Here is a 22,941-nt window from a genome sequence, read left to right on the forward strand (position 1 = left end):
AGTGATGCTGGAAAAATTAACCGAGACGCAATTGGATGCAATCAAAGAGGTGGGAAATATAGGTACGGGTAATGCTGCAACCGCGTTATCAATGATGCTGGATAAAAAGGTCGAAATATCTGTCCCGCAGGTAAAGGTTATACCGATATCGAAGATTCCGTTCCTTTTTGAAAATCCTGAGGAAGTGGTTTGCTCTGTAAAAATGGAACTGAAAGAAGACATGACCGGAGAAATTCTGTTGATTTTCGATCCAAAAGCTGTGAGAACCTTAGCCAGAGTGTTAACAGGAATGGAGATAAATGATATAACAGAGATGGATGAATTTACATCCTCAATGCTCAAAGAGATCGGCAATATCGTCTGCGGTTCTTACATAACCGCACTTGCAGGGTTTACGAATCTTTTCATAAATCCAGAGCCTCCGGAATTGCTTGTTGATATGATAAGTGCCATCATCTCGGAAATTTCATTACCGCTTGCACTGGCAGGTGAGGAAAACATAATGCTTGTTGAAACTCTCATAGAGATAGAGGGCCTGGAAGAAACACTTCATGGGTACTTATTGTTAGTTCCTTCTGTGGACTCTCTGGAGAAACTTCTGAGGGCTTTGGGGATGTGATAGGATGAAAAAAAAGGTAATAATAGGCATCGGAGAATGGGCGGTTGAAAAAAACCCCGCAATATTAGTAACCTTAGGGCTCGGGTCTTGCGTAGGCGTCTGTATCCGAGACCCGGTGGCTAAAGTCGGTGGTATGGTCCACGTGATGCTCCCTGACAGTGGCGGACGTCCAACAAATACACCGGGTAAATTCGCAGACACGGGTGTTAATCTTGTGGTCGAAGAACTGATGAAGATGGGAGCGTCGCGTTCGAGGTTGGAAGCAAAGATCGCCGGCGGCGCATCTATGTTCCAGTCGGCAATGGATATAGGTGCAAGGAATGTAGAAGCGGTCAAAAATGCTCTGCAAAGGAACGGGATTAGGTTGTTGGCAGAAGATACAGGTGGAAATAAAGCAAGAAGTATAGAATATGATATAGAGACTGGTAAGCTCTTGATTCGAAAAGTAAAAACTGGTGACTCTGTGGAGGTTGTTGAGATTTGATTCTCAACAAAGAAGCTATTGTCAAAGAATACCTTCCTCTTGTCACGCGTCTGGCAAGGGATTTAAAGGTGAATTTGCCGCATAATGTTGAAATAGATGACCTCATACAAGAAGGTGTTATAGCTCTACTTCAAGCTGTAGACAAATACGACCCACGACAGGGTGCGACTTTCAAAACATACGTTTATTCACGCATTAAGGGTGCGATGATAGATTATTTGAGAAAGCTGGATTACTTACCAAAAAACGTACGGCAGGATATCAAAAGGCTCGATAAAGAGATTGCCGATTTTTATGCCAAAAACCAGCGACTACCTACATTTGAAGAGTTGGCTGAGATTCTGGGAATGACTGTCGGAGAAGTTCAGCAAGTTTATAACGAGTTGTTGTTAAAACAATATGTGAATTTGGATGAGTACTTGTTTGGTTCGGACGAAGAAGGTACCGATTATTCCAACTATTACGAAGTACCGAGTGAAGAGGACGTTAAGGAGAAAGCTTGGAAATCCATACTTTACGAACAGCTTGTTGAGTCGATAAATAAATTGGACGAAAAAGAACAACTTATCCTTTCCTTGAGGTTTGAGCATGAGTTGTCACTAAAAGAAATCGCAGAGGTACTAAATGTAAGTGAATCGAGAGTTTCCCAGATCATCGGCGCAATTATCTCAAAGCTCAGAACGATGCTCGAATTGCAACATGTAAAACAACCCACAGAGGCTGAGAGCAAAGGCAAAAAATGAAGTTTCATTGAAAAGAGCTCAGAGGTGAGCACGATGGCAGAACCAATCAGTGGAATTCAAAACCAAACGATTATCCTGAGGGTCAGTCATGACAGTTCACACATGCTCAGTATCCAGCAGTACGCTGCGCAAGCAGCTACAATGAACAGTGCACAGAGTGTTGAAAGAAAGTCTCAAGCACAACTGCGTAGCACGACCAATGTTCAAAATACAGAACAAAAGAACGTCAAAACGGCAACCGACGGTAGGAGTCAAGGGGAATACTTCCAAAGTGCGAACAAAAGGAAGTCAGAAAGACATGATGAGAAGATCGTCAAACAAGACGGAGCACACATGTTGGATGTGAGAGTGTGATAGGGTATTTAAGTGTGATGAACATAGATGGAAAGCACCTCGGTGGTGTGCTTGTTGTGAACGATGTTGGTATTCCTGTCGAATTCAAATATTCCGAACCTGTTACTCCAACAAAGCTTCAAGAGATCATCTACGGTAATTCTCTGGAGTACTACCTGCACACGGAGATTATAGCAAAGGGGTTGGTCCAGCGCTTGGAAAATAAACCTGAGTTGATTCTGGTCCAAGACCCGGCTCTTTTGTTCGATAAGAACATGGCTATGGTTACGATGCTACCGCAAAGTCTTCCGGAGAAGAAGGAAGGTAATGAAGCGATCGTTAATTTCAACAACAAGAGCATCAGGATAACGTTCCCTGAAAATAGTAAGGTTGATGATACGATAGTACAAAAGATACTGGAATACGCATCAAAAATAGATATCTTGGAACCTTTCGACAGGATTGAAAGGGCCCTGGCTTACATATGCGAATCGCAAGAGAAATAATAGAAACACTAAAGATGGAACTTGGATTTTTGAAATATAAAAGTCCAAACATATCCTTAGAAGCAGCGTTTGAAGAACTCAAAGTGTCTTTTCCTGCTCGTGTAGAAGGATTCAAACTTGATGCGCCTGACGTTCACAGTTTACACTCTGTACTGAGTGTTTCGTTCCGTGGGTACTTCTTCATAGGCGAAAGCAAAGACCTCGTTGTTAAAGATATAGTCGACTCTGTCCATCCGAGTTTTAAGAGCCTGTCTCTGAATAAAGACGATTTCAAGGTAAACGCACTGCAAATCTTTAATACCTTCGTAATCAATTTCAAGGCACCCGCCTTGCATTTTATGTCCGAAGGCCTTAAAGTTATCGCTGGCGAACTACTCAACGTACCAGATGGTATAGTGATTATCAAAAACACCGAGGTTTTGGGAAGTACTATAAAGTTTAGGAAAATCGAGATGAAGAGTTTAAGTAAACTTTTTGAAGTAGAATTCCGAAAATCACAAGAATTGCCCCCCATCCTTAGTTCCATCGATTATTTGCCCGCCCAATACGTCGAAAAGTCTGTCATACTTGAAGCCGTTAGGTCACTCAGTGCAAAGTACAACATATCGCTCTTGAAATTTCATGGTTATTATCGCGATATCCCTTTAGAAGCTGTGGCCAGCCTGAAGATCCTACCGAACAAAAATCTGAGAGTGTACTTTGACCAGTCAAAGGTTGACCGACTGAAGCGTAAACACCTCATACAAAGAGATTTTATTGTCTTCAAATACGAAGACAAATTTGTTTATCATTTGGTTTGAGAAAATTCATATAAATTAGACAAAAATGCTCTTTTAAAAATACTCAAGAAGGGTATATAATATTTGCAGGGGTGTATATTTGTCTAACTCCAGTTTTTGTTGTTTACTGCCAATCTACAAATACTTAGCAGTCAATCGATTTTTATTTTCTTTACCGGGAGGTGTGGTGAGTGAAGTTGTTGACTTTCAAAGGAGGAGTCCATCCACCTGAAAAGAAGTTTACTGAGCACGAAAAGATTCAAAAGGCTCCACTTCCTGAAAAGGTTGTCGTGCTTATGGCACAACATGCGGGTGCACCAGCAAAGGTAGTGGTTGAAGTTGGGCAACAGGTGAAGACAGGACAGGTTATTGGCGAACCCCAAGGTCCAATCTCTGCTTACGTTCACTCTCCAGTCACAGGTACCGTAACAAGCGTTGCCAAGGTAAATAGCGCGGTTCACGGTATGGCCGTTGAGGCCGTAACGATTCAAAGGACAGGGGAAGATGAGTGGGATTTGCTACCTAAACTGGACTGGACAAACGCATCGAAAGAGGAGCTCATTGAACAGGTCAAGAGAGCCGGCGTTGTGGGGCTCGGAGGTGCGATGTTTCCAACGCATGTGAAACTCAACCCACCTAAGCCTGTTGATACGCTCATTATCAACGGTGCAGAGTGTGAACCTTACCTCACAATTGACCACCGTGTGATGCTCGAGATGGATGAAGAATTACTTGAAGGCATCGAGATCACTAAGAAGATTCTGGGGGTTAAGGAAGTTTACATCGGCATCGAGTACAACAAAAAGGATGCAATTGAGTATCTGCAAAAGAAATGGAACGGGAAAGTAAAGGTTGCGGCGTTGAAGACAAAGTATCCACAGGGTGCTGAGAAGCAGTTGATAAAGGCGATCACCGGTAGGGAAGTACCAAGCGGTGGGCTTCCAGCCGATGTTGGCGTGGTTGTCCAAAACGTGAGTACGATGGTTGCGATAAAACAAGCCGTTGTGGATGGTAAACCTTTGGTTGAACGCGGGATGACGTTAACAGGTGAAGGTGTGAATAAAAAGGGCAATTGGTGGATTAGGATAGGGACGCCAATATCTTGGATTATTGAAAATCTCGGTAGCGGATTTACTGAGGGTTACAGTGAACTGAAGGTCTTAATGGGTGGACCAATGATGGGAATTCCTGTTCCAAATTTGGATACGCCTCTTTTAAAGGGAAATAACGGTATAACGGTTATACCTGAGCAAAAGAGGGAAAGCACAAATTGTATTAGGTGTTCTTATTGCGTCTTCGCATGTCCAATGAACCTTCAACCGTACCTGCTCGATTTACTTGCGAGAAAGAAGAAGTATGACGAAGCGGCGGCAATTGGGCTGCTTGATTGCATCGAATGCGGTTCGTGTTCGTATATTTGTCCAGCTAACGTTGACCACGTTAAGTCAATCAAGCTTGCGAAAAAGGTCTACCGAACACTGCGAGGTGGTAAGAAATGAAGAACGTAAAACTGCTCACTTCTCCAGCACCACATGTCAGAACACAGGATTCAACAAGGAAGGTAATGATAGATGTTATCATTGCGCTTGTTCCAGCAGTTATTGCAGGTACGTTCTTCTTTGGACTGTATGCGTTGTTGCTTTCTATTATTGGTATGGTAAGTGCGGAATTGGTTGAGCTTTTCATAATGAGGGTGTTGAGAAAGGACAAGAGCTTTCTTCCAAACGGGAGCGCAGCGGTTACTGGGTTGTTGCTTGCGCTGAATCTCAGTGTTGCGACGCCTTGGTGGGTGTTGATTATAGGTGTTGTCTTTGCTATCGCCATTGTGAAACATGCGTTCGGAGGACTTGGACAGAACATCTTCAACCCTGCGTTAGCAGCAAGGGTGTTTTTGTTGGTTTCGTTCCCAACAGCTATGACAACTTGGTATAGACCAATCGCATCGTTTACAGGTTGGTATACAGATGCCCAAACCACGGCAACACCGCTTGCGATATTGAAATTGCAGGGATTTTCAAAGGTTATGGCAGATACAAACTACCTTGACTTAGCTTTTGGAAACATCGGTGGATGTATCGGTGAGACGAGTGCAGTTCTGCTTTTTATAGGGTTCCTCTATTTGGTCTTCCGAAAGCGTGTAAAAATTGTCATACCTGTTACGTATATCGGCACTGTACTGCTGATAGCATCAATCTTCTACGCAGTTAATCCTGAACGATTTGGTTCTCCTCTCTTCCATATGTTGGCCGGAGGTCTCATGCTTGGAGCACTCTTCATGGCTACTGATATGGTTACCAGCCCAATGACCATTAAAGGGCAGTTCATATTTGGTCTTGGGTGTGGTATTGTGACGATGCTCATCAGATACTTTGGCGGGTATCCAGAGGGTGTTTCTCTATCTATTCTTCTCATGAACAGTTTGGTACCTATAATCGATAGACACACCCAGCCAAGGATCTTTGGGAGGCGAAAAGGATGAAAGAAAACAGACGTGAAATGCTTAAAATGAGTATTACGTTGATGATTTATACACTTATTGCGGGAATTGCACTTGGATTGGTTTACACGGTTACAAAAGATAGAATTGCCGAGGCTGAACTTGAAAATGTGATATCTTCGATGGTGAATCTCTTGACCGATGAGAATGGGAATACTATTGTTAATGTTGATGAAATAAAGAAGATCGTTCTTGAAAAGAGAAATGAGATGGGGAACGTACTCTTTGAAGACGGAGTAGGAACCGTGATTTCTCCGGTTTATGAGTTCGAGACAGGGAATGCTAGATACTTTGTGTTGACAGGTCGTGCCGTCGGTTACGGTGGAAATGTTGTTACAATGGCTGCTTTTATGCTCGATAAAAACTCAGGTGAACTCACGCTCAAGGCGATAAAAGTGCTTGATTATTCTCAGGAGACTCCGGGACTTGGAGCGAAAATAGGGGAGTCCAACGTACAGGAGAGGTTCTTCCCAATACCGGAATCAGGCCTCAAAAACGGTTTGAAGGTTGACAAAGACGCTGGTAAACAAAGCGCAGACCCAGAGGAAGTTAAACAAGAAGGTGTCGTAAAGGTTTCCGATGTGATGACCGGTGCAACGATTACGCCAAGGGCAGTGGTAAGTTCATTGAATGCGGTGTACAAGTTTCTTAGGGAAAAGTACCTCGGAGGTGAGGAATGATGTCCTCTAAGATGTCAGAGTTCACCAAGGGTATAATAAAGGAAAACCCAACGTACGTGCAGGTTCTTGGAATGTGTCCGACACTTGCGACGACAACAAGTGCAAAAAACGGTTTTGGTATGGGACTAGCTGCAACAGCTGTTCTTGTCATGTCGAACATAGTTATATCCGCCATCAGGAAAACTGTACCAGAGAAGATAAGGATACCTATCTTCATTACAGTCATCGCTACGTTCGTGACCATCGTGGATTTGTTGATGCATGCGTTCACTTATGACCTATGGAAAACTCTCGGTTTGTTCATCCCGCTCATCGTCGTTAATTGTATCATCATGGGACGAGCGGAAGCTTATGCATCAAAACACGGTGTTGTCGATTCTTTGCTCGATGGTTTGGGTATGGGTGTTGGCTTCACACTCAGTTTGACCTTACTTGGTAGCATCAGAGAACTGCTTGGTAACGGCACGATTTTCGATATCAATGTTTGGGGTAAGGCGTTCAACATGTTCGTTATGATACTCCCGCCTGGTGCTTATCTAACCCTTGGATTACTCGCAGCACTTTTTGCGGCGATTTCAATCAACAGGCAGGAAAAAGCAAAGAAAGCTGCGGAACAGGAAAAACAGGCGCAAAAAAAGGCGGGTGAAGCAGCATGAAGCTCTTCTTAATTCTTTTATCTGCAATGCTTGTCAATAACTACGTGTTTGTCAGATTCTTAGGGATATGTCCATTCTTGGGCGTTTCAAAGAGGACCTCAACAGCTGTAGGAATGGGACTTGCGGTGATATTCGTATTGGTTATGTCTTCCGCTATCTCCTGGGGACTCGATTTGATACTCATAAAATTCCAGCTTGAGTTCCTGAGAACAATCGTTTTCATACTCGTTATAGCTACGTTCGTTCAATTCGTCGAGGCGTTCTTGAAGAAGAATAATCCCGCACTCTATGAAGCGCTTGGTATTTATCTGCCACTGATAACAACCAACTGTATCATCTTGGGTATTGCGATAGTGAATAGTCTATCGAAATACACATTCTTTGAGGCCATTTTCAACGCACTTGGTGCAGGATTAGGATTTTTGCTGGCGTTAGTTATCTTTTCTGGAATCAGAGAAAAACTTGAACTTTACGATGTGCCAAGGCCGTTCATTAACCTTCCAATCTCGATGATAACAGCATCGTTACTTTCACTTGCTTTCATGGGATTCCAAGGTATGATAAAATAATAACATGCCAGTGCAAAAGTGTAAGATAAAGAAGTTCCGGGGAACCGGAACTTCTTTCTTCATATTTTGATGTTCCAGACGATTCAAAAATCATATAATCTGTGATAAAATAATTTGATTGAGGAAAATAATCGAAAACCAGGAAAATCGGAGGTGTAGTTATGTCGGTTCGAGAATGGCGAAAGACGTTATTTGGGAAAGAATGGATATTCCAACACGGAAAGGTAGCAAAGCAATCGGCAGGTTCAATATGGGCAAGGTTTGGTGATAGTGTCGTCTTGGCAACTGCGAACGTTTCTGATAAGGTCGTTGAAGGTGTTGATTTTGTACCACTAACGGTGGAATTCATGGAGAAATTCTACGCGGCTGGTAAAATACCTGGAGGTTTTATAAAACGTGAAGGAAAGCCTTCAGAAAGTGGTATATTGTCCTCAAGACTCATCGACAGACCTATAAGGCCACTTTTCCCGAAAACGTTGAGGAATGAGGTTCAGGTAATTGTTACAGTTTTATCCGTTGATCCGGACTGTCCAACGGATGTATTAGGAATATCCGCTGCATCACTGGCCCTGAATATTTCAAGGATCCCGTTTGATGGGGTTGTTGCCGGCGTACAAGTTGGTTACGTCGATGGCCAGTTCGTCATCTTTCCAACGGCCGAACAACTGGAGAGAAGTAAGATAGATATTGTGGTTGCTGGAACGAAAGATGCAATTACTATGGTTGAAGGTGAAGCGAAGGAAGTTACCGAAGATGAGATGCTCCAGGCACTTATGGTTGCACACGAGGCTATAAAGGAGATCGTCGCTTTCCAAGAAGAGATTATCAGCCAATTCAATGTGGAAAAAATGCCACTGCCAGAGCCGAAGTACAACGTGGAACTCGTTGAAAAGTTTGCGCAGTACGTGGATATGAATGAATTGGAAAAGAGGATATTCACACGCGGAAAACAGGAACGTGTCGAAATGGCTGATGAGTACTATGAAAGTATCGTTCAGAAATTCTTTGAGGACAACAACATAAGCGAGGAAGAGCAAGAAGAGTACAAATTGCCGTTGAAAGAAAAATATGACGAATTATCCAAAAAGCTTATGAGGAAGATCATAATCGAGCGCGGCCTGAGAGCAGATGGAAGAGGGCCAAAAGATATAAGACCTATCAGCTGTGAAGTTGGGTTATTACCAAGAACACACGGTTCTGCACTATTTACAAGGGGCGAAACGCAGAGCCTTGGTATTGTAACGCTCGGTTCACCAGCTGAGGAGCAGATAATCGACACGTTGATCGAAGAGGGAACAAAGAGGTTCATGTTGCACTACAACTTCCCACCGTTCTCAACCGGCGAAGTGAAACCAGTTAGATTGAGCAGAAGAGAGATAGGGCACGGACATCTTGCTGAACGTGCTGTCAAAGCGGTTATGCCTTCGGAAGAAGAATTTCCGTACGTTATAAGGGTCGTTTCTGAAATTCTTGAATCCAACGGCTCTTCGTCGATGGCGACTGTTTGTTCTGCATCACTTGCTCTGATGGATGCAGGAGTGCCTATAAAAAAGCACGTTGCAGGTGTTGCAATGGGGTTGATTTTGGAAGAAGGTAAGTCCGTCATACTGACAGACATCATAGGACTTGAGGACCACTGGGGTGATATGGACTTCAAAGTTGCAGGTACAAGAGATGGCATAACGGCATTCCAGATGGATTGTAAAGTTTCTGGAGTAAGTGAGGAGTTGCTTAGGAGTGCGCTTTATCAAGCAAAAGAGGCAAGGATGTTCATACTCAACAAACTTTACGAAACGATCCCTGAACCACGCAAAGAACTCTCGCCGTACGCACCGAGAATCAAGTGGTTCTACATCGACCCAACGAGAAGTGGTGAACTGATAGGACCTGGTGGAAAGATAATAAAATCAATCATAAAGATGTTTGACGTGGAGATTTCTATCGACGATGAAACAGGAAAGGTAACGGTCAGCGGTGTTGACCCAGATAAGGTTCAGCAAGCTGTAGACTACATCCAAAATATGTTCCGCGATATTTCCATAGGTGATATCTACGATGGTAAGATCACGAGGGTGGAGAATTACGGTATCTTCGTTGAAATCGCACCTGGTAAGATAGGTTTGGCGCACGCATCGAAGCTCGGAAACATAAAGCCCACCTCTTTCAAGGTTGGAGACAGAGTGAGAGTAGAGGTTATCAGCATAGACGAAGTTGGAAGGTTCCAGCTCAGGAGGGTTGAGGAATAATATGCTTAAACTTGGAGAGAATATATACTACTACGAAATCCCCGGTGTTAGATCTGCTACAATAGCCTTTATCGTTGGAAGTGGTCCGGTCTATGAACCGGACCATTTGCTCGGTATCTCACATTTCATTGAGCACACAGTTTTTCGAAAAACGAAGAAGAGAACACTCAAAGAAATAAAGTATCCAATAGAGCAGGTTGGCGGTTTGCTAAACGCTTGGACCGACAAGGAAGACACGGTGTATTATGCGAAGGTTCCATCCTCGTTCTTTAAAACCGCATTTAATATACTCAGAGAAATCGTTTTTGAACCTGAGTTCACAGACAGAAACGTTGAACTTGAACGAAAGATAATACTCCAAGAGTACTATTCCGACCTAGAAGTCCCTGAGCAGAGACTCTTCAATAAGTTCTTTGAAGAGCTCATAGACGGTCCACATTCAAAATCGATAATTGGAACTGAGCAAACGATAAAAAATATAACAAGAGAAGATTTGGAACGATTCCACGCTGAGATGTATTCACCCTACAATGTGAAACTCGTAATCGCTGGTCACGTTGATGAGAAAGACTTGAAACTTGTTAAGGAGTTGGAGCTGACAGATGGGTTTAAGACGGTAAAACAGGGCTCAAAGCTTAAGACAGGCATTGTTTGCGACAAGTTTAAGGAAACACAGCAAATGCACCTTCTCTTTGCCCACGATGGGACACCTCTGGCCGATGAAGAGAACGTGTATGCTGCGATGGTTTTGAAAACGCTGCTTGGAAGTGGTATGAGTTCGGTCTTGTTTGAACAAATCAGGGAGAAAAAAGCATTGGTCTACGATATCAGTGTATCCCACCTTCAAAGCAAAGAATGGGGAGTGTTCTTGATATACGCCGCAACCTCCACTGAAAATGCTCCAAAACTCGTTGATGAACTCTACTCACTTTTGAAGAATTTCAAACTCAACAAAAAAGTTTTCGATTACGGAAAAAAGCGTCTATTAGGGTACCTTGAGCTTCTGACCGAGAGCACGTCTTCGCTCATTTCACTCTATACACAGTATCTGGCAAACGATGTACAGGCAAAGAGCGTAGACGAGATTATAGAGCGTGTGAAGACTGTTAGTGAAAAAGATGTGGAAAGAGTTTTCGAAAAGATGATAGCGGGGCAGTGGTCACTTGCCTACGTAACACCTGAACAAGAGCTGCAAGTTGGGCTCCCAGATATTTGTGTTTAGGCATAGACACATCACAAGCACTGGAGGTGCTTAAAATGGGCGATTTTGCAAACTTGACGAATTTTGACAATTTGACACCTCGCCAAATCGTTGCAGAACTTGATAAGTACATCATCGGACAGTACGAGGCAAAAAAGGCTGTTGCGATAGCGATAAGAAACAGAATTAGAAGGCAAAGACTCCCAGAAGAATGGAAAAAAGAGGTCATACCGAAAAATATTCTCCTCATCGGTCCAACTGGTGTTGGTAAGACCGAGATTGCAAGAAGGCTTGCACAATTATCTGGTTCACCATTTTTGAAAGTTGAAGCGACGAAGTTCACAGAAGTGGGATACGTCGGCAAGAATGTGGATTCGATGATAAGGGATTTGGTAGAGATAGCTGTGAACATGGTGAAACAAGAGAAGATTAAAGAAGTTGAGCCAAAGGTGAAAGATTTGGTCGAAGAGCGTATATTGGAAGCATTGGTACCGAGCAAAAAGCAAAGTATACCATTTGCAAATATCTTCGGATTCCAAGCAGCATTTCAAGGTCAACAGGAACAGCAAGAAGAGATAGACGTTCGCAGAAAGAGGGCAGAGCTAAGGGAAAAACTAAAAAACGGCGAGTTGGAAGATATGGAAATCGAGCTTGACATCGAAGTTAACCAGCCCGGCGTAGGTTTCGTTGGAATGCCGGATATGGAAGACATGGGTATCGATTTTTCGCAGATACTTGGAAATATACTGCCAAAGCAGAAGAAAAGGCGGAGAATGAAGGTCTCAGAAGCAAGAAGGATACTTGCTCCTATTGAGTCGGAAAAGCTCATTGATATGGATGAAGTCGTTCAAAAAGCACTCGTTTTAGCGCAGGAACGCGGAATCATATTTATAGACGAGCTCGATAAGATAGCGGCAACCGGACAAGGTCATGGACCCGATGTCTCAAGACAAGGTGTCCAAAGGGACTTGTTGCCTATTGTCGAGGGGACGACGGTAACAACAAGATACGGACCCGTTAGGACAGATTATATTCTCTTCATAGGTGCTGGTGCATTCCATATGTCCAAACCTTCAGATCTCATTCCAGAGCTCCAAGGAAGGTTCCCGATAAGGGTGGAATTGGAACCTCTCAAAGAAGAAGACTTTGTAAGGATACTTACAGAGCCGGAAAATGCACTGCTGAAACAATACAAGGCACTGCTTTACACGGAAGGAATAGAACTAGACTTCACCGAAGATGCGATAAGAGAAATCGCAAAGATAGCGTACAAGCTTAATGAAAAGATGGAAAACATAGGTGCTAGGAGACTCTACACCGTCGTCGAAAAGCTCCTCGAAGACATTATGTTCGAAGCACCCGACGTAGAGAAGAAGGTAGTTATAAACAAAGAATACGTCAACAAAAAGCTGAGCGGCATAGTCGAAGATGAGAACGCAGCAGCTTACATCCTTTGATGAGCTTAAAATATACTTGAGGGGTGGGATTGATGGCACGCATTAAGGCAAGTCGGGTAAAAGAAAGTCTCTTAGCGTATTTGTTTTTGCTTCCATCACTTGTTGTGCTTGGTATCTTTACATTCTGGCCCATCGGCTTTTCATTCGTGCTGAGCTTTTTCAAATGGGACTTCAGAAATATGAAGAACCCGTATTTTTACGGATTTGGAAATTACAAGGAGATTTTGAAATTCGACTATCCGGTGAAGTTCCCGTTCTACAAAGGACTGATTTACAGCGCTCTTTACATAGTGCTCTCTATTTTGCTCTTGATGGTTATCTTTTCGTTTGTTGAGATGATTAACAAGAGAAAGTTGGAATGGAGAAAGTTGCTATTAATAGCTTCATACATTCTAGTTCTTGTTGGCTATGGATTTACAAGAGCACAACTTTCTACAGGAAGGTTGGTTGTTTCGCTAATCGTTTCAGCTGGTTTGCTGGCTTTGTTCTTGCGAGCAAGGCTAGTCAGTTCAAAAACGCTCGCAGACCATGCATGGATTGGATTTGCAATATGGCTTGTTACCTACGTGCTCTTTGAATTTAAATTCACAGGGGCTTTCAACGGCCAAAGCTACGGCATTGTGGACTTTTTGATCGATGCGGCCGAGAAGAACTTGTTCTTTAAAGCGTTAGTGAACACAACATATTACGTGATTCTCACAGTCCCAATCGGATTAAGCCTTTCTTTACTAATTGCGCTTCTTTTGAACAGTATAGAGCGGTTTAAGGCCTTCTTCAGAACGGTCTTTTTCATACCATTCGTCACTTCGGTTGTTGCAGTCTCGCTAATTTGGAAGTGGATTTTCAACGATGATGTCGGTTTGCTCAACTACATACTCGTTTCTATGGGATTGGAGCCTGTGAAGTGGTTAAAGGACGCGAAATGGACGATACCGACCGTCAGTATAGTCTCTATTTGGAGGCATGTTGGGTATAACGCAATGATCTTCTTAGCCGGCTTGCAGAATATTGATACGTTTTACTACGAAGCTGCCGATGTGGACGGTGCGAATAGTATGCAGAAGTTCTTGAAGATCACATGGCCCTTACTCTCACCGACCACGTTCTTTTTGCTTATAGTCTCCGTTATAGGTGCGTTTAAGGTCTTCCAAGAGGTCTTCACCCTCTACGATGGTCTACCGGGACCTTACGGCAACAGCGGTATGACGATGGTTTACTATGTATTCGATTTGTTCTACCGCCAGCAGAGGATGGGAATCGCAAGTGCGGCGGCGTATCTGCTCTTTTTAGTGATTCTTGTCTTTACATTCATTCAGTACAGGGTCGGCGACAAAGTCGTCGAATACGTCAGCTGACGCTTCGAGGGGGAACGGTGTATGAGAGAATTGAAAAAGCTTATAATATACCTACTTTTATTACTTGGTACAGTTATTATGATCGCCCCTTTCGCTTGGATGGTGGTCACTTCTTTCAAGCTGCCTTCCGAGGTTAACACATGGCCACCGAGATGGACGACGAAGTCTTTTGCGTCAAGCAGAGACGTTAGAGTTGTCCCTTCAACAGGATCAGTATCGACCGTAAAAGGTTTGAGTTTGCGAGAAGCACTTTCATTTGTTGCGAAAAAAAGCACGGGTCTGAACTTAGTTGTTAACGACGATCCGTTTTACAGAGGAACCTTAACGATTCCATTCAAGGGAACGAAGTACTCGAAAGGTGTTTCACAAGAGGAATTCAACGATTTCCTATCGCAGATATCACTTCCGAGTGACTTTAAAGCCGATGCGAATAATCCGGAACAGTTTTTCGAAAATCTCTTGCTTTTCTACAAGACCGGTTCCAGTCCGTACTTCAAAAGGGACGTTTTTGTCGACAATTTGGTCGGCTCGCTCGATTCTTTAGCCGATATCGTAGATACTATCCTCACATTCGGAGTCGACAGGATAAGCGATGAAAACGAGAAGGCCAGGTTCGAGAAATTTTTGGACGATGCTCTCAAAAACATCGAGGTGCTTAAGGCAGAAGTCGGAAAATACAAAGCTGGGACAGAACTTGTTCTAACCGACGAGGAGATAGATTCAATAAGGGATATTTTGAATAAGTACGATTTTAGATATCCACGCATAAACGAAGCGAGCGAGAATTACAATAACGCGGTCAGCAACGGTGTTGGGAAGTACGTTGAAAACATAAACTTCTATGTAAAGGCCAAGGATTACTTCTCAAAGGTGCAAAATGAGGTAAGTGATTCTGACATAATTGCTGTTCCACTCAGCAAACAAGAGCGCGTGGAGTTGCTGATAGAGCGTGTCCAAGACCTTAAAGATAAAGCTTTACTCGAACAGATTATAAGAAAAACAGCTCTGAAAAACGCTGTTGAGGAATTCGCTAAAAAGCTTGATGAGGAAGTTGCAACGAAATTTAACGTGAAAAGTCAAGACTTGTCGACGCTTAAGACACTTTTGGGTAACCTAATCAATATCGCTGCAGAAAACGGGTTAGATGCTCAGGCTTTGCTGAATGAGTCTTACGAAACCTTTATTAACGCCATAGAGTCACATGTGGGATTCAATCTATCGTACTCAGCCACAAAGTCCAAACTTGATGCGTACGCCGGAGAGATAACTAACGCAGAAGAATTATTCAGAACAGTTGCACTCAACTCACTTGAACTGCAAACTTTTAGGGCTATATACGAGCAAACGGTCTACGCCTGGCGCGTTGTATCGGCTCCGAAATTTGTTAAAGACGTTCTGGTAAAAGAAGGCAAGAACATTGAAATCATCCTTGATGGTGTACATCCGGTCTATTTCGTTGACGATGGTATTAAGACAGTCCATTTGAAATTTAGCGCCGGCGATGTGTTTAAGAACGTATTTCAGAACTATGTGAACGCTTGGAATGCAGCTCCATTTGGAAGGTACTACTTCAATACGGTCTTTATCGCAGCGGTTACGACGATTCTGGAAATCGTGGTCTCAGCTATGGCGGCATATGCGTTCTCTTGGATGAACTTCCCAGGCAAAGGCATAATATTTAGCATATTCCTCGCAACGATGATGGTTCCCGGGGAAGTCTTGCTTGTGCCAAATTTCATCACAATTACGAAGTTCGGATGGATCGATACGTACTACGCACTTATTGTTCCATGGATCGTCAGCGTCTTTTCGATCTTTCTTATGCGTCAGCATTTCATGAGTATACCTTCAGAACTCTTCGATGCTGCGAAGATCGATGGTTCGTCGCATTGGAGGTTCCTATGGCAGATAGTCGTACCGCTAAGCAAACCTGTGATCATTACGAGCGCACTCCTCAAGTTCGTCGGCAGCTGGAATGCGTTCTTGTGGGTATTGATAGTGACAAACAGTCCGAAGTATAGAACTCTGACAGTTGGGTTGCAGGCTTTCAGTTCGGAAGTAGGTACGCTGTACAACATGCTGATGGCTGCGGCAACGTTCAGTATACTGCCTGTTGTCATTATCTTCCTGTTCGCTCAGAAGTACTTCGTTAGAGGCATCGCAAGAACCGGTCTAAAGTAATACAAAGCCTGCGAAGGAATCGAAGAAATAAACAAGTGATTTTAGATAAATCGAACATACAAATTGCCCCAGGATTGAGTTCTTCCTGGGGTAATTTTTAAAATAGATAGTTCAAAAAACGAACAAATCGTGATAGCATTTTATTGGTAGGCATTTTCAAAGGGGGACGGAGAATTAGATGTCTGACGAAAAAGTGGACAAGACAAAGGGAAGCTATTCAGAAATACCGAAATTGAAGAGCTATTCGAGGACGATGAGGTTATCGGTCGTGGAAGGAGCACTTTACACATTGGCATTCAACGCAACGCAGGGGTTCGTGTACTCTACACTGGCACTATACTTCAATTTCGACCCTGTGCTTATTTCCGTTTTAGCAGTGCTGCCCGCTTCTTCCCAGTTGATTCAGTATTTCACACCAGTAATATACAAAATCATACCTTCCAGAAAAAAAGCGATTTTCTGGCTTGCTTTTATCGCAAGGTCGAGTTTTGTAATCATACCGCTTTCTTTGGTAACGGGTGTTAGGAATAAAATCATCGTAGCACTACCATTTATCGTATTTAGTATCTTAAACAGCTTGGTGGGAAGCCTCTGGACCTCAGCGATGAAACAGATCGTTCCTGAGCAAACGAGGAACAAGTACTTCGGAATGAGAAATACCGTGGCTACTTTTGCCGGATTGGTTGCTTGGGTTTCTTATTCTATGATACTTCAGTACCTCGAACGAAAAACTGCACTTTTGCTTATTTATCTTGCTTCTTCTTTGGTTTTCCTCTATACCGCCTATCTTCTGTACTTGCACGAAATCCCGGAAACTAGTGTTGCGGAATACGGATTGACGATGCCGCTGAGGACTTTGAAAAATAAGAAATTTAGAAATTTTATCGTCTTTGTTTTTATATGGAATTTTGCAATACAATTTGCAGGACCTTTCTTCAGCTACTTCGAAGTATCACAACTGAAGGTGCCGTATTCGTTCCTTGGAGTGTTGAATATCATAAACTCTTTGCTTGCGATGTTTTTCTACACATTTTATGGTAAAGTTGCCGAGAACGTTGGGGAAAAGAACATGATTAGGTACGGAATCACGGTGGTGTTAGCCATACCATTTCTTTATTCGATGATGACTCCCAACAATTACAAGTACTTACTCATCATAGACGTGATTATTGCCGCGATGGGATGGAGTGCGATAAATCTTGCGTACTTCACATTACTTTTGAAGCTGGCACAGGAACCAAGCGAAATATACATATCCATGCATTCGTTCGTTGCTGGTATTTCTTCACTCATCGCTTCTTATCTTGGTGGACTCACCTTGAATGCAATAAAAGATTGGCGGTTCTTCGGGCTTACGGGATACAATGTGATGTTCATGTTGGCCTTTGTGTTAAGAATAATTGCTTTAATTTCGTTTGTGAGGCTCGATTTTGGGATGGAAGGTCATAGACCTTTGAAATTTGTGGAAATTGGTCAGGTCTTTTTGAGAAGGTCGAGAGATTAGCAAAGTCAAGAAGATAGAGCACATGTTTGGAAAGGGTGAGAGGTGGAACTGAGATGAGCATTTTAAATGAAATGACTAACTCTGGAAAGGTTAATGGTACGTTTGTCACGGTTGGTGTGTTCGATGGTGTGCACAAAGGACATGCTAAGATACTCTCAAGACTTTCGCAACTCTCCGAGGAAAATAACGCCCAGGCAAAGATTTACACTATATTGTACCCGATGGAGTACTACGTTGGGAAATTCGAAGGTTTAATAGCATCTATTGAGGATAGATTGGAACTACTCTCCATTTATGGAGAAGTGCAGATATTGGAATTACCGCAGATCAAAGACCAATCACCAGAGGATTTTTTTGAAGAAATTTCGGCTGGAGCCAAAGGTATTGTTGTTGGCCACGATTTCAGATTTGGTAAGGACGGAAGAGGAGATGTGGAATTACTTGATAAGCTCTGTAAAGAAAAGGGGCTAAAGCTGGAGGTTATACCTCCAGTCGTTGTAGACGGAGTAAGGGTTAGTAGTAGTTACATCAGGAAGATGATAAAAGCAGGGCAGGTGAAGGATGTCAAAAGGTTTCTGGGAAGGAATTATTCCATACATGGAGTTGTGTACAAAGACAAACAAATCGGAAGAAAGCTTGGCTTCCCAACTGCAAATGTGAAAAGGCCTGAACTACATTTAGTAGAGCCCGCGACGGGTGTTTATTTTGTAAAAGTCTATACTCCCAAACAGTACTACGGATTGATGAATGTAGGATTCCGACCCACAATAGAACACTCAAGGAAGATAAAATACGAAGTCTACATCCTTGATTTTTCAGACGATTTGTACGGGAAAGAGATACGTGTGGAGTTTTTAGAATATCTGAGGCCGGAGATTAAATTCGATACTTTAACTCAACTCATTGAGCAGATGAAAAATGACGAGAAGACTGCAAGGAGGTTGATAAAAGAGTATGAGAAAAAAGATGCAAAAAGCATCTGAACTCGATTGCAAAGATGTTAATAGGATCGCCGAGTTGATAATAGATAGATTTCCACGGCAGCATGAAGAGAAGGACCCTTTTAGGGTTCTTATCACAACGATCCTCAGTCAGCGGAGCCGTGATGAAAACACGGAAATCTCAGCTAGGAACCTTTTCCGTGTTTACAAGAATGTATCGCAGTTGGCGAATGCAAAACCAGAGGAACTCTACGAACTCATCAAGCCGTCTGGATTGTATCGGGAAAAGGCAGAAAGGATAGTTGCCGTTTCAAGGTTGATATTAGAAAAATACGGTGGAAAGGTCCCACATAATTTGGAAGAGTTGGTTTCACTACCGGGGGTTGGTAGAAAGACCGCGAACATTGTTCTGCACGTGAGTTTTGGTCAACCTGCTCTTGCGGTTGATACTCACGTTCATAGGATATCCAATCGCTTGGGGTGGGTTAACACAAAAACTCCGGAGCAAACGGAAGAAGCACTCAAAAAGATACTGGACCCCGATTTGTGGGGTCCAGTCAATGGTTCTATGGTTGAATTTGGTAAACAAATTTGTCGACCGATTTCGCCTAAGTGTGAATTGTGCTTCTTGACAGAGTGTTGTAGATATTTTAAAGAAAAGCCGAAATGATAAGCAAATATCCTTTTACTTTCTCTGAGTGAATGCCTGTGCCATGAATGCACCTTGGGCTTGTAGTTTTGATAATGCGCTTTCGAGCGATGAGTACTTTGCCCAGAGTTGCTGTTCTTTCTTCTCAAGGTATTCCATCATCGTGACCATGCGTTTAGAAAGGATGCGCTTTTCTCTTTCAAGCCTTCCACTAACACCAGCCACGGTGTCTATTTCACCGTTGAATTTTGTAAGGTTAAAGCTGTATTCTTTGAGCTGGATACCTAATCCTTTGTAGGTGTCGTTGTTGCCAAAGAATTTCCAAACTGCATCTGGTCCGTTTTCATCGATGAATTTCTTCAGTTTGTCTTCGTTTAACGTAATCCTACCTTTCATCGTGTTTTCAAAACTCTTACCTACGTCGCCAGATTCGATACCTAAATCTGCCAATTTCTTTCCATCAATTGTGGTTGTTAAGAAACTTCTGAATTTGTCGAAAATGCGTCTCAAGAAGGAATCATCCTTCAGCAGGCCTTGCAATTTTTCGTCTTCGTTCATCTGATCAGGTGATTTGTTTGTAACTTTCTTTTCCGTTAGCTTGGTGTAGAGGAAATCGGTGAGTTCATTCCATTTGTTGACAAAGTCTTTGACACGTTCGACGATCTTGTCTTTGTCTGTTCCAACTGTGACGATAGCACTACCTATCGCTGATAGATTTAAAGTCACGCCGTTGTAAGTTAGTGAATTTGATTTCGATGTGATTTCTTCTATATAACCATTAAACGTAACTTTCACATTGGCAAGTTGGCCAAGTGTGAAAGTGGAATTGGTATCATCGAGTTTTAAAACACCTAACAAACCGCTATCGCCCTCAACGGATATTAGGTTATCTCCTGTCGTCTTGCTTGTAAGTACTATCTGACCTGACTTATCGTCATAGGTTGCGTATACATCGGTTATGGTGTTGTTGATTTTCTGAATGATCGTTTGCAGTGTATCTGAAGGTTTCAACGTGATTTCTTTTCCATTTATCTTTATTGTTGCATCCGAAGTAACTCCAAGGCTTGAAAGAGTCTTGAACGTAGAGTAAACGCCTATATCACCGCTGCTTTCAAGCACGAAATTTGTTCCCGCCTGTTTCAAGCTTGCATCGTTCAATCTGAAGACGAACGTGAAGTTTCCGGATGCGTTGGAGATCTGGAATGCTTTATTTGATTCGATTTTAAGTTTGCCATCCTGGAATACGATGTTGGCAATTGCTCCCAAGTCGGTGAACGCTTGCTCTAGTTTTCCGATGATGTCGTTAATCGTGTCAGAGTGCGAAACGGTAATTTGTTGTTCTTGAGAACCAACTTTGATCTTGACTACAGAGTTATCAACCGGCGCATATCGTGTATCGATACTTGCAAATGTATCGGTCGGTTGGATTTCTCTTCCCAGCTTTCCGCTTTTGAAGAGACTATTCGTTGCAAGTGATACTACATCAACAGAATACGCACCATCTAAAGCGGATGGTGCAGCACTTGCGTTAAGTACGTTTGTGGCAGACGAAGTTGCGGTTTTCGGAATTAAGTTTGCCTGCAATGAAAAATCTGAGATGTAGTTATAAAACTCGCGGATTTTTGAAGAAACTTTTTGATACGCCTTCTGGAGATTGGCGTACTGTGTGTACTTATCGTTAAGCCTTTGGAGTGGTGCAGCCTCCAGTTCCATAAGTTTTTCTATGATCGATTGTGTATCAAGACCACTTACAGCGCCACCAACCTGCAGTCTTGAGGACCGCTGATATCTGTAATTTATGTTGTTGGCTATGCTTGAAAGGTCCATAACCTCACACCCTTTCGTCCATCAGTACCCCCAGGAGTTCTTGGATGTTCTTTGCAAGTTTAAGAGCGAGTTCTGGAGGAATTTGGCGAAGAACTTCCCCTGTTTCAGGGTCTTTGATTTTGATCACAACCATGTTCGTATCTCTGTCGATTTTAAACTCTGCTTCCCCTCTAAAAATCTTCTTCAGCTTCTCGAAGTTTTCCTTAAACATGTCGAGTTCTTCGACTCTATCCTTTCCTATACGCAGGGTATCATGTGTCTCATTTCTTCCGTGGCTGTGTTCTCCTACAGCGGGATTAACAACTGTTGCCGCGTTGTTTTGCACTTGATTTTTGTTGATAAAATCCTGTTCAACTACCGTTCTTCCTACGCCAACCCCTTTAATCCCATCCATAGCTCACCACTCCGTGATGAAAGTATAGTTAGAATATCCCTATTTATTATCGTCACTCTTTTCTTTTTCTTTAATCGAATCTAAAAGTTGTGCGATCCGCACGGTTGCTTCGATACCTTTGTCTTCTTTGAACCTGAGTTCAGGTGCTACGTACATTCTGATGCTTTTCGCTACGTATGTTCTAAAGTAACCTTTTTTTGAGTCCAGGTATTCCACAACTTCCCTTCTCTTTGATTCATCGCCAAGGACACTAACGTAAATATCCGCGTACCTTTTGTCTTTAGAGACTTCTACTCTCGAGAACGTGATTAACGACCTCACAGTTTCTATGTACGGATCTTTCATCTCCATTAACGCTTCTGATAAAACCTTTCTCAGTTCCGATTCAAGCATTTTAAGCTTGTATTCCTGCTTCATCCTGAACACCTCCGTAGATCATGTCTCTGGACCTTTCAAATACTCTTTCTAATTCGTGGAACATTACCTTCAAATCCCCTGGTTTCATCCCCAAAACGTTGAAAGTTAATGGATCAAGGTAAGGCGAACCGTAAGACAGAGAATAACCTGGCATAAATATGTTAGAAAAGACGTTTGCAAGGTGGACAATGCAAATCATCTCTATGTATGGCGAATCTGGGTTAAGTGAGGGTTTCTCATGGTACTGTGCAACAGAAACGTACTCATCTGGAAATTTCCAAAGTTTTAGGAGTTCTCCTCCTAACTCCATATGGTCTTCGACTCGACATTTGTATTCAATTAAGAAGAATGGTGTTTGCTTTTCTTGGCTCAATTTCGACAATTCGTACGTATACACTGGAAAAACCAAATCAAGTGCTATCTTCCCAACATCGTGCATCATTCCAGCTAAAAAGACTTCTTCCCTATTCATGAATCCGATTCTTTTGGCGATGTGTTCCGAAAAGATTGCGGTTGTCATAAAATGCGACCAGAGTTTGTCATGGTCGATGAATGTATGTTTTGAGTGGAGCGCAGAATATGTGAAGACACTCAGTGCAAGGTTTCGAACTGTTTTGAATCCAACGATGACGATAGCCTCACTGAGCTTTGTTATTTTTCTCGGCAGTCCGTAGTATGCCGAGTTCACAAGTCGCAGAATTTTCGTCGAAAGTCCAACGTCCATCGCAATGACCTTTTCAAGGTCTTTTGCACTGGCATTTGGATTTGACGCAGTTGATATGATTTGTTGGACAACGATATCGGGTGTCGGTATTTCAGAAATCGTTGATAGTAATTCTTTTATCATCCGTCTTCGCCCCAGTTGGTCTGAATTTACGCGCTAGTGTCCCAACTACCTAAGGA

Annotated in this window: 23 protein-coding genes; 19 read left to right on the forward strand and 4 right to left on the reverse strand. The window is 42.7% G+C overall.

Annotated elements, in window-relative coordinates; genetic code table 11:
- The first annotated feature begins 4 nt into the window (after positions 1 to 4).
- The 19 genes from cheC to nth all read left to right on the forward strand — a co-directional run bounded on the left by cheC (position 5) and on the right by nth (position 19,421).
- The gene (gene cheC, locus CBS1_RS08865; RefSeq protein WP_090222639.1) at positions 5 to 619 is read left to right on the forward strand and encodes a CheY-P phosphatase CheC; all 615 of its coding nucleotides are present in this window, start codon (positions 5 to 7) and stop codon (positions 617 to 619) included.
- Between the two features lie 4 nt (positions 620 to 623).
- Positions 624 to 1,103, forward strand: coding sequence for a chemoreceptor glutamine deamidase/glutamate methylesterase CheD (gene cheD / locus CBS1_RS08870; RefSeq protein WP_090222641.1), 480 nt, complete (start codon positions 624 to 626; stop codon positions 1,101 to 1,103).
- The gene (locus CBS1_RS08875) at positions 1,100 to 1,846 is read left to right on the forward strand and encodes a FliA/WhiG family RNA polymerase sigma factor (protein WP_241685516.1); all 747 of its coding nucleotides are present in this window, start codon (positions 1,100 to 1,102) and stop codon (positions 1,844 to 1,846) included. Before cheD ends, CBS1_RS08875 begins: the two co-directional genes overlap by 4 nt.
- 33 nt (positions 1,847 to 1,879) lie before the next feature.
- Positions 1,880 to 2,200: a hypothetical protein gene (locus tag CBS1_RS08880; protein ID WP_033191425.1), complete on the forward strand. Its 321-nt coding sequence runs from the start codon at positions 1,880 to 1,882 to the stop codon at positions 2,198 to 2,200.
- Positions 2,197 to 2,685 carry a hypothetical protein gene (locus tag CBS1_RS08885; RefSeq protein WP_090222643.1) on the forward strand — a complete coding sequence of 163 codons (489 nt, stop codon included), beginning with the start codon at positions 2,197 to 2,199 and terminating at the stop codon, positions 2,683 to 2,685. Before CBS1_RS08880 ends, CBS1_RS08885 begins: the two co-directional genes overlap by 4 nt.
- Positions 2,664 to 3,485 carry a hypothetical protein gene (locus tag CBS1_RS08890; protein WP_090222645.1) on the forward strand — a complete coding sequence of 274 codons (822 nt, stop codon included), beginning with the start codon at positions 2,664 to 2,666 and terminating at the stop codon, positions 3,483 to 3,485. Before CBS1_RS08885 ends, CBS1_RS08890 begins: the two co-directional genes overlap by 22 nt.
- Before the next feature lie 170 nt (positions 3,486 to 3,655).
- Positions 3,656 to 4,963, forward strand: a complete 1,308-nt coding sequence (rsxC, locus tag CBS1_RS08895; protein ID WP_033191423.1) for an electron transport complex subunit RsxC — start codon at positions 3,656 to 3,658, stop codon at positions 4,961 to 4,963.
- A complete protein-coding gene (locus CBS1_RS08900; RefSeq protein ID WP_090222646.1) occupies positions 4,960 to 5,943 on the forward strand; it encodes an RnfABCDGE type electron transport complex subunit D in 984 nt (327 codons plus the stop codon). Before rsxC ends, CBS1_RS08900 begins: the two co-directional genes overlap by 4 nt.
- Positions 5,940 to 6,641 carry an RnfABCDGE type electron transport complex subunit G gene (locus tag CBS1_RS08905; RefSeq protein ID WP_090222648.1) on the forward strand — a complete coding sequence of 234 codons (702 nt, stop codon included), beginning with the start codon at positions 5,940 to 5,942 and terminating at the stop codon, positions 6,639 to 6,641. The genes CBS1_RS08900 and CBS1_RS08905 overlap by 4 nt, the downstream gene beginning before the upstream one ends.
- Entirely contained in the window at positions 6,641 to 7,297 is a 657-nt protein-coding gene (rsxE, locus tag CBS1_RS08910; RefSeq protein ID WP_090222650.1) for an electron transport complex subunit RsxE, read from the forward strand. The genes CBS1_RS08905 and rsxE overlap by 1 nt, the downstream gene beginning before the upstream one ends.
- On the forward strand, positions 7,294 to 7,866 hold the full coding sequence (locus CBS1_RS08915) for an electron transport complex protein RnfA (RefSeq protein WP_090222651.1): 573 nt from the start codon (positions 7,294 to 7,296) through the stop codon (positions 7,864 to 7,866). The genes rsxE and CBS1_RS08915 overlap by 4 nt, the downstream gene beginning before the upstream one ends.
- A gap of 161 nt (positions 7,867 to 8,027) precedes the next feature.
- Positions 8,028 to 10,112, forward strand: coding sequence for a polyribonucleotide nucleotidyltransferase (locus CBS1_RS08920; RefSeq protein ID WP_090222653.1), 2,085 nt, complete (start codon positions 8,028 to 8,030; stop codon positions 10,110 to 10,112).
- Between the two features lies 1 nt (position 10,113).
- Positions 10,114 to 11,334: a M16 family metallopeptidase gene (locus tag CBS1_RS08925; protein WP_090222655.1), complete on the forward strand. Its 1,221-nt coding sequence runs from the start codon at positions 10,114 to 10,116 to the stop codon at positions 11,332 to 11,334.
- A 53-nt stretch (positions 11,335 to 11,387) separates the two neighbouring features.
- Positions 11,388 to 12,770, forward strand: a complete 1,383-nt coding sequence (gene hslU, locus CBS1_RS08930) for an ATP-dependent protease ATPase subunit HslU (RefSeq protein WP_164969299.1) — start codon at positions 11,388 to 11,390, stop codon at positions 12,768 to 12,770.
- A 32-nt stretch (positions 12,771 to 12,802) separates the two neighbouring features.
- Positions 12,803 to 14,125, forward strand: a complete 1,323-nt coding sequence (locus CBS1_RS08935; RefSeq protein ID WP_090222658.1) for a carbohydrate ABC transporter permease — start codon at positions 12,803 to 12,805, stop codon at positions 14,123 to 14,125.
- A gap of 21 nt (positions 14,126 to 14,146) precedes the next feature.
- Positions 14,147 to 16,306 (forward strand): carbohydrate ABC transporter permease, encoded by a 2,160-nt coding sequence (locus CBS1_RS08940; protein WP_176759496.1) that lies wholly within the window; start codon positions 14,147 to 14,149, stop codon positions 16,304 to 16,306.
- Between the two features lie 178 nt (positions 16,307 to 16,484).
- Positions 16,485 to 17,810, forward strand: coding sequence for an MFS transporter (locus CBS1_RS08945; RefSeq protein ID WP_241685517.1), 1,326 nt, complete (start codon positions 16,485 to 16,487; stop codon positions 17,808 to 17,810).
- Positions 17,811 to 17,863: 53 nt separating this feature from the next.
- The gene (ribF, locus tag CBS1_RS08950; protein ID WP_084383999.1) at positions 17,864 to 18,793 is read left to right on the forward strand and encodes a riboflavin biosynthesis protein RibF; all 930 of its coding nucleotides are present in this window, start codon (positions 17,864 to 17,866) and stop codon (positions 18,791 to 18,793) included.
- Positions 18,765 to 19,421, forward strand: coding sequence for an endonuclease III (gene nth, locus CBS1_RS08955; protein WP_090222659.1), 657 nt, complete (start codon positions 18,765 to 18,767; stop codon positions 19,419 to 19,421). The genes ribF and nth overlap by 29 nt, the downstream gene beginning before the upstream one ends.
- A 15-nt stretch (positions 19,422 to 19,436) precedes the next feature.
- Here the strand turns inward: nth and fliD are convergent, their stop codons facing one another.
- Genes fliD through CBS1_RS08975 form a run of 4 tightly spaced genes read right to left on the reverse strand, consistent with a single transcriptional unit; the run spans position 19,437 to position 22,885 of the window.
- Positions 19,437 to 21,227 carry a flagellar filament capping protein FliD gene (gene fliD, locus CBS1_RS08960; protein ID WP_033191417.1) on the reverse strand — a complete coding sequence of 597 codons (1,791 nt, stop codon included), beginning with the start codon at positions 21,225 to 21,227 and terminating at the stop codon, positions 19,437 to 19,439.
- A 4-nt stretch (positions 21,228 to 21,231) separates the two neighbouring features.
- Positions 21,232 to 21,621 (reverse strand): flagellar protein FlaG, encoded by a 390-nt coding sequence (locus CBS1_RS08965; protein WP_033191416.1) that lies wholly within the window; start codon positions 21,619 to 21,621, stop codon positions 21,232 to 21,234.
- Positions 21,622 to 21,660: 39 nt separating this feature from the next.
- Complete coding sequence (rbfA, locus tag CBS1_RS08970) at positions 21,661 to 22,038, reverse strand: 30S ribosome-binding factor RbfA (RefSeq protein WP_033191415.1); 378 nt, start codon at positions 22,036 to 22,038, stop codon at positions 21,661 to 21,663.
- Positions 22,016 to 22,885, reverse strand: coding sequence for an HDOD domain-containing protein (locus CBS1_RS08975; protein WP_033191414.1), 870 nt, complete (start codon positions 22,883 to 22,885; stop codon positions 22,016 to 22,018). The genes rbfA and CBS1_RS08975 overlap by 23 nt, the downstream gene beginning before the upstream one ends.
- Positions 22,886 to 22,941: the final 56 nt, after the last annotated feature.

It is taken from the genome of Fervidobacterium changbaicum, from assembly GCF_004117075.1.
In the GTDB taxonomy this organism is placed as follows: Bacteria; Thermotogota; Thermotogae; order Thermotogales; family Fervidobacteriaceae; genus Fervidobacterium; species Fervidobacterium islandicum.

Excerpts from the sequence above, each read along its gene's own strand:
- rbfA (WP_033191415.1), bottom strand. The coding sequence starts at position 22,038 with ATGAAGCAGGAATACAAGCTTAAAATGCTTGAATCGGAACTGAGAAAG.
- CBS1_RS08890 (WP_090222645.1), top strand. The coding sequence starts at position 2,664 with ATGCGAATCGCAAGAGAAATAATAGAAACACTAAAGATGGAACTTGGA.
- CBS1_RS08905 (WP_090222648.1), top strand. The coding sequence starts at position 5,940 with ATGAAAGAAAACAGACGTGAAATGCTTAAAATGAGTATTACGTTGATG.
- nth (WP_090222659.1), top strand. The coding sequence starts at position 18,765 with ATGAGAAAAAAGATGCAAAAAGCATCTGAACTCGATTGCAAAGATGTT.
- rsxE (WP_090222650.1), top strand. The coding sequence starts at position 6,641 with ATGTCCTCTAAGATGTCAGAGTTCACCAAGGGTATAATAAAGGAAAAC.
- cheD (WP_090222641.1), top strand. The coding sequence starts at position 624 with ATGAAAAAAAAGGTAATAATAGGCATCGGAGAATGGGCGGTTGAAAAA.
- CBS1_RS08915 (WP_090222651.1), top strand. The coding sequence starts at position 7,294 with ATGAAGCTCTTCTTAATTCTTTTATCTGCAATGCTTGTCAATAACTAC.
- CBS1_RS08935 (WP_090222658.1), top strand. The coding sequence starts at position 12,803 with ATGGCACGCATTAAGGCAAGTCGGGTAAAAGAAAGTCTCTTAGCGTAT.
- cheC (WP_090222639.1), top strand. The coding sequence starts at position 5 with ATGCTGGAAAAATTAACCGAGACGCAATTGGATGCAATCAAAGAGGTG.
- CBS1_RS08965 (WP_033191416.1), bottom strand. The coding sequence starts at position 21,621 with ATGGATGGGATTAAAGGGGTTGGCGTAGGAAGAACGGTAGTTGAACAG.
- CBS1_RS08880 (WP_033191425.1), top strand. The coding sequence starts at position 1,880 with ATGGCAGAACCAATCAGTGGAATTCAAAACCAAACGATTATCCTGAGG.
- ribF (WP_084383999.1), top strand. The coding sequence starts at position 17,864 with ATGAGCATTTTAAATGAAATGACTAACTCTGGAAAGGTTAATGGTACG.
- CBS1_RS08940 (WP_176759496.1), top strand. The coding sequence starts at position 14,147 with ATGAGAGAATTGAAAAAGCTTATAATATACCTACTTTTATTACTTGGT.
- CBS1_RS08920 (WP_090222653.1), top strand. The coding sequence starts at position 8,028 with ATGTCGGTTCGAGAATGGCGAAAGACGTTATTTGGGAAAGAATGGATA.
- CBS1_RS08925 (WP_090222655.1), top strand. The coding sequence starts at position 10,114 with ATGCTTAAACTTGGAGAGAATATATACTACTACGAAATCCCCGGTGTT.
- CBS1_RS08900 (WP_090222646.1), top strand. The coding sequence starts at position 4,960 with ATGAAGAACGTAAAACTGCTCACTTCTCCAGCACCACATGTCAGAACA.
- fliD (WP_033191417.1), bottom strand. The coding sequence starts at position 21,227 with ATGGACCTTTCAAGCATAGCCAACAACATAAATTACAGATATCAGCGG.
- CBS1_RS08975 (WP_033191414.1), bottom strand. The coding sequence starts at position 22,885 with ATGATAAAAGAATTACTATCAACGATTTCTGAAATACCGACACCCGAT.
- CBS1_RS08945 (WP_241685517.1), top strand. The coding sequence starts at position 16,485 with ATGTCTGACGAAAAAGTGGACAAGACAAAGGGAAGCTATTCAGAAATA.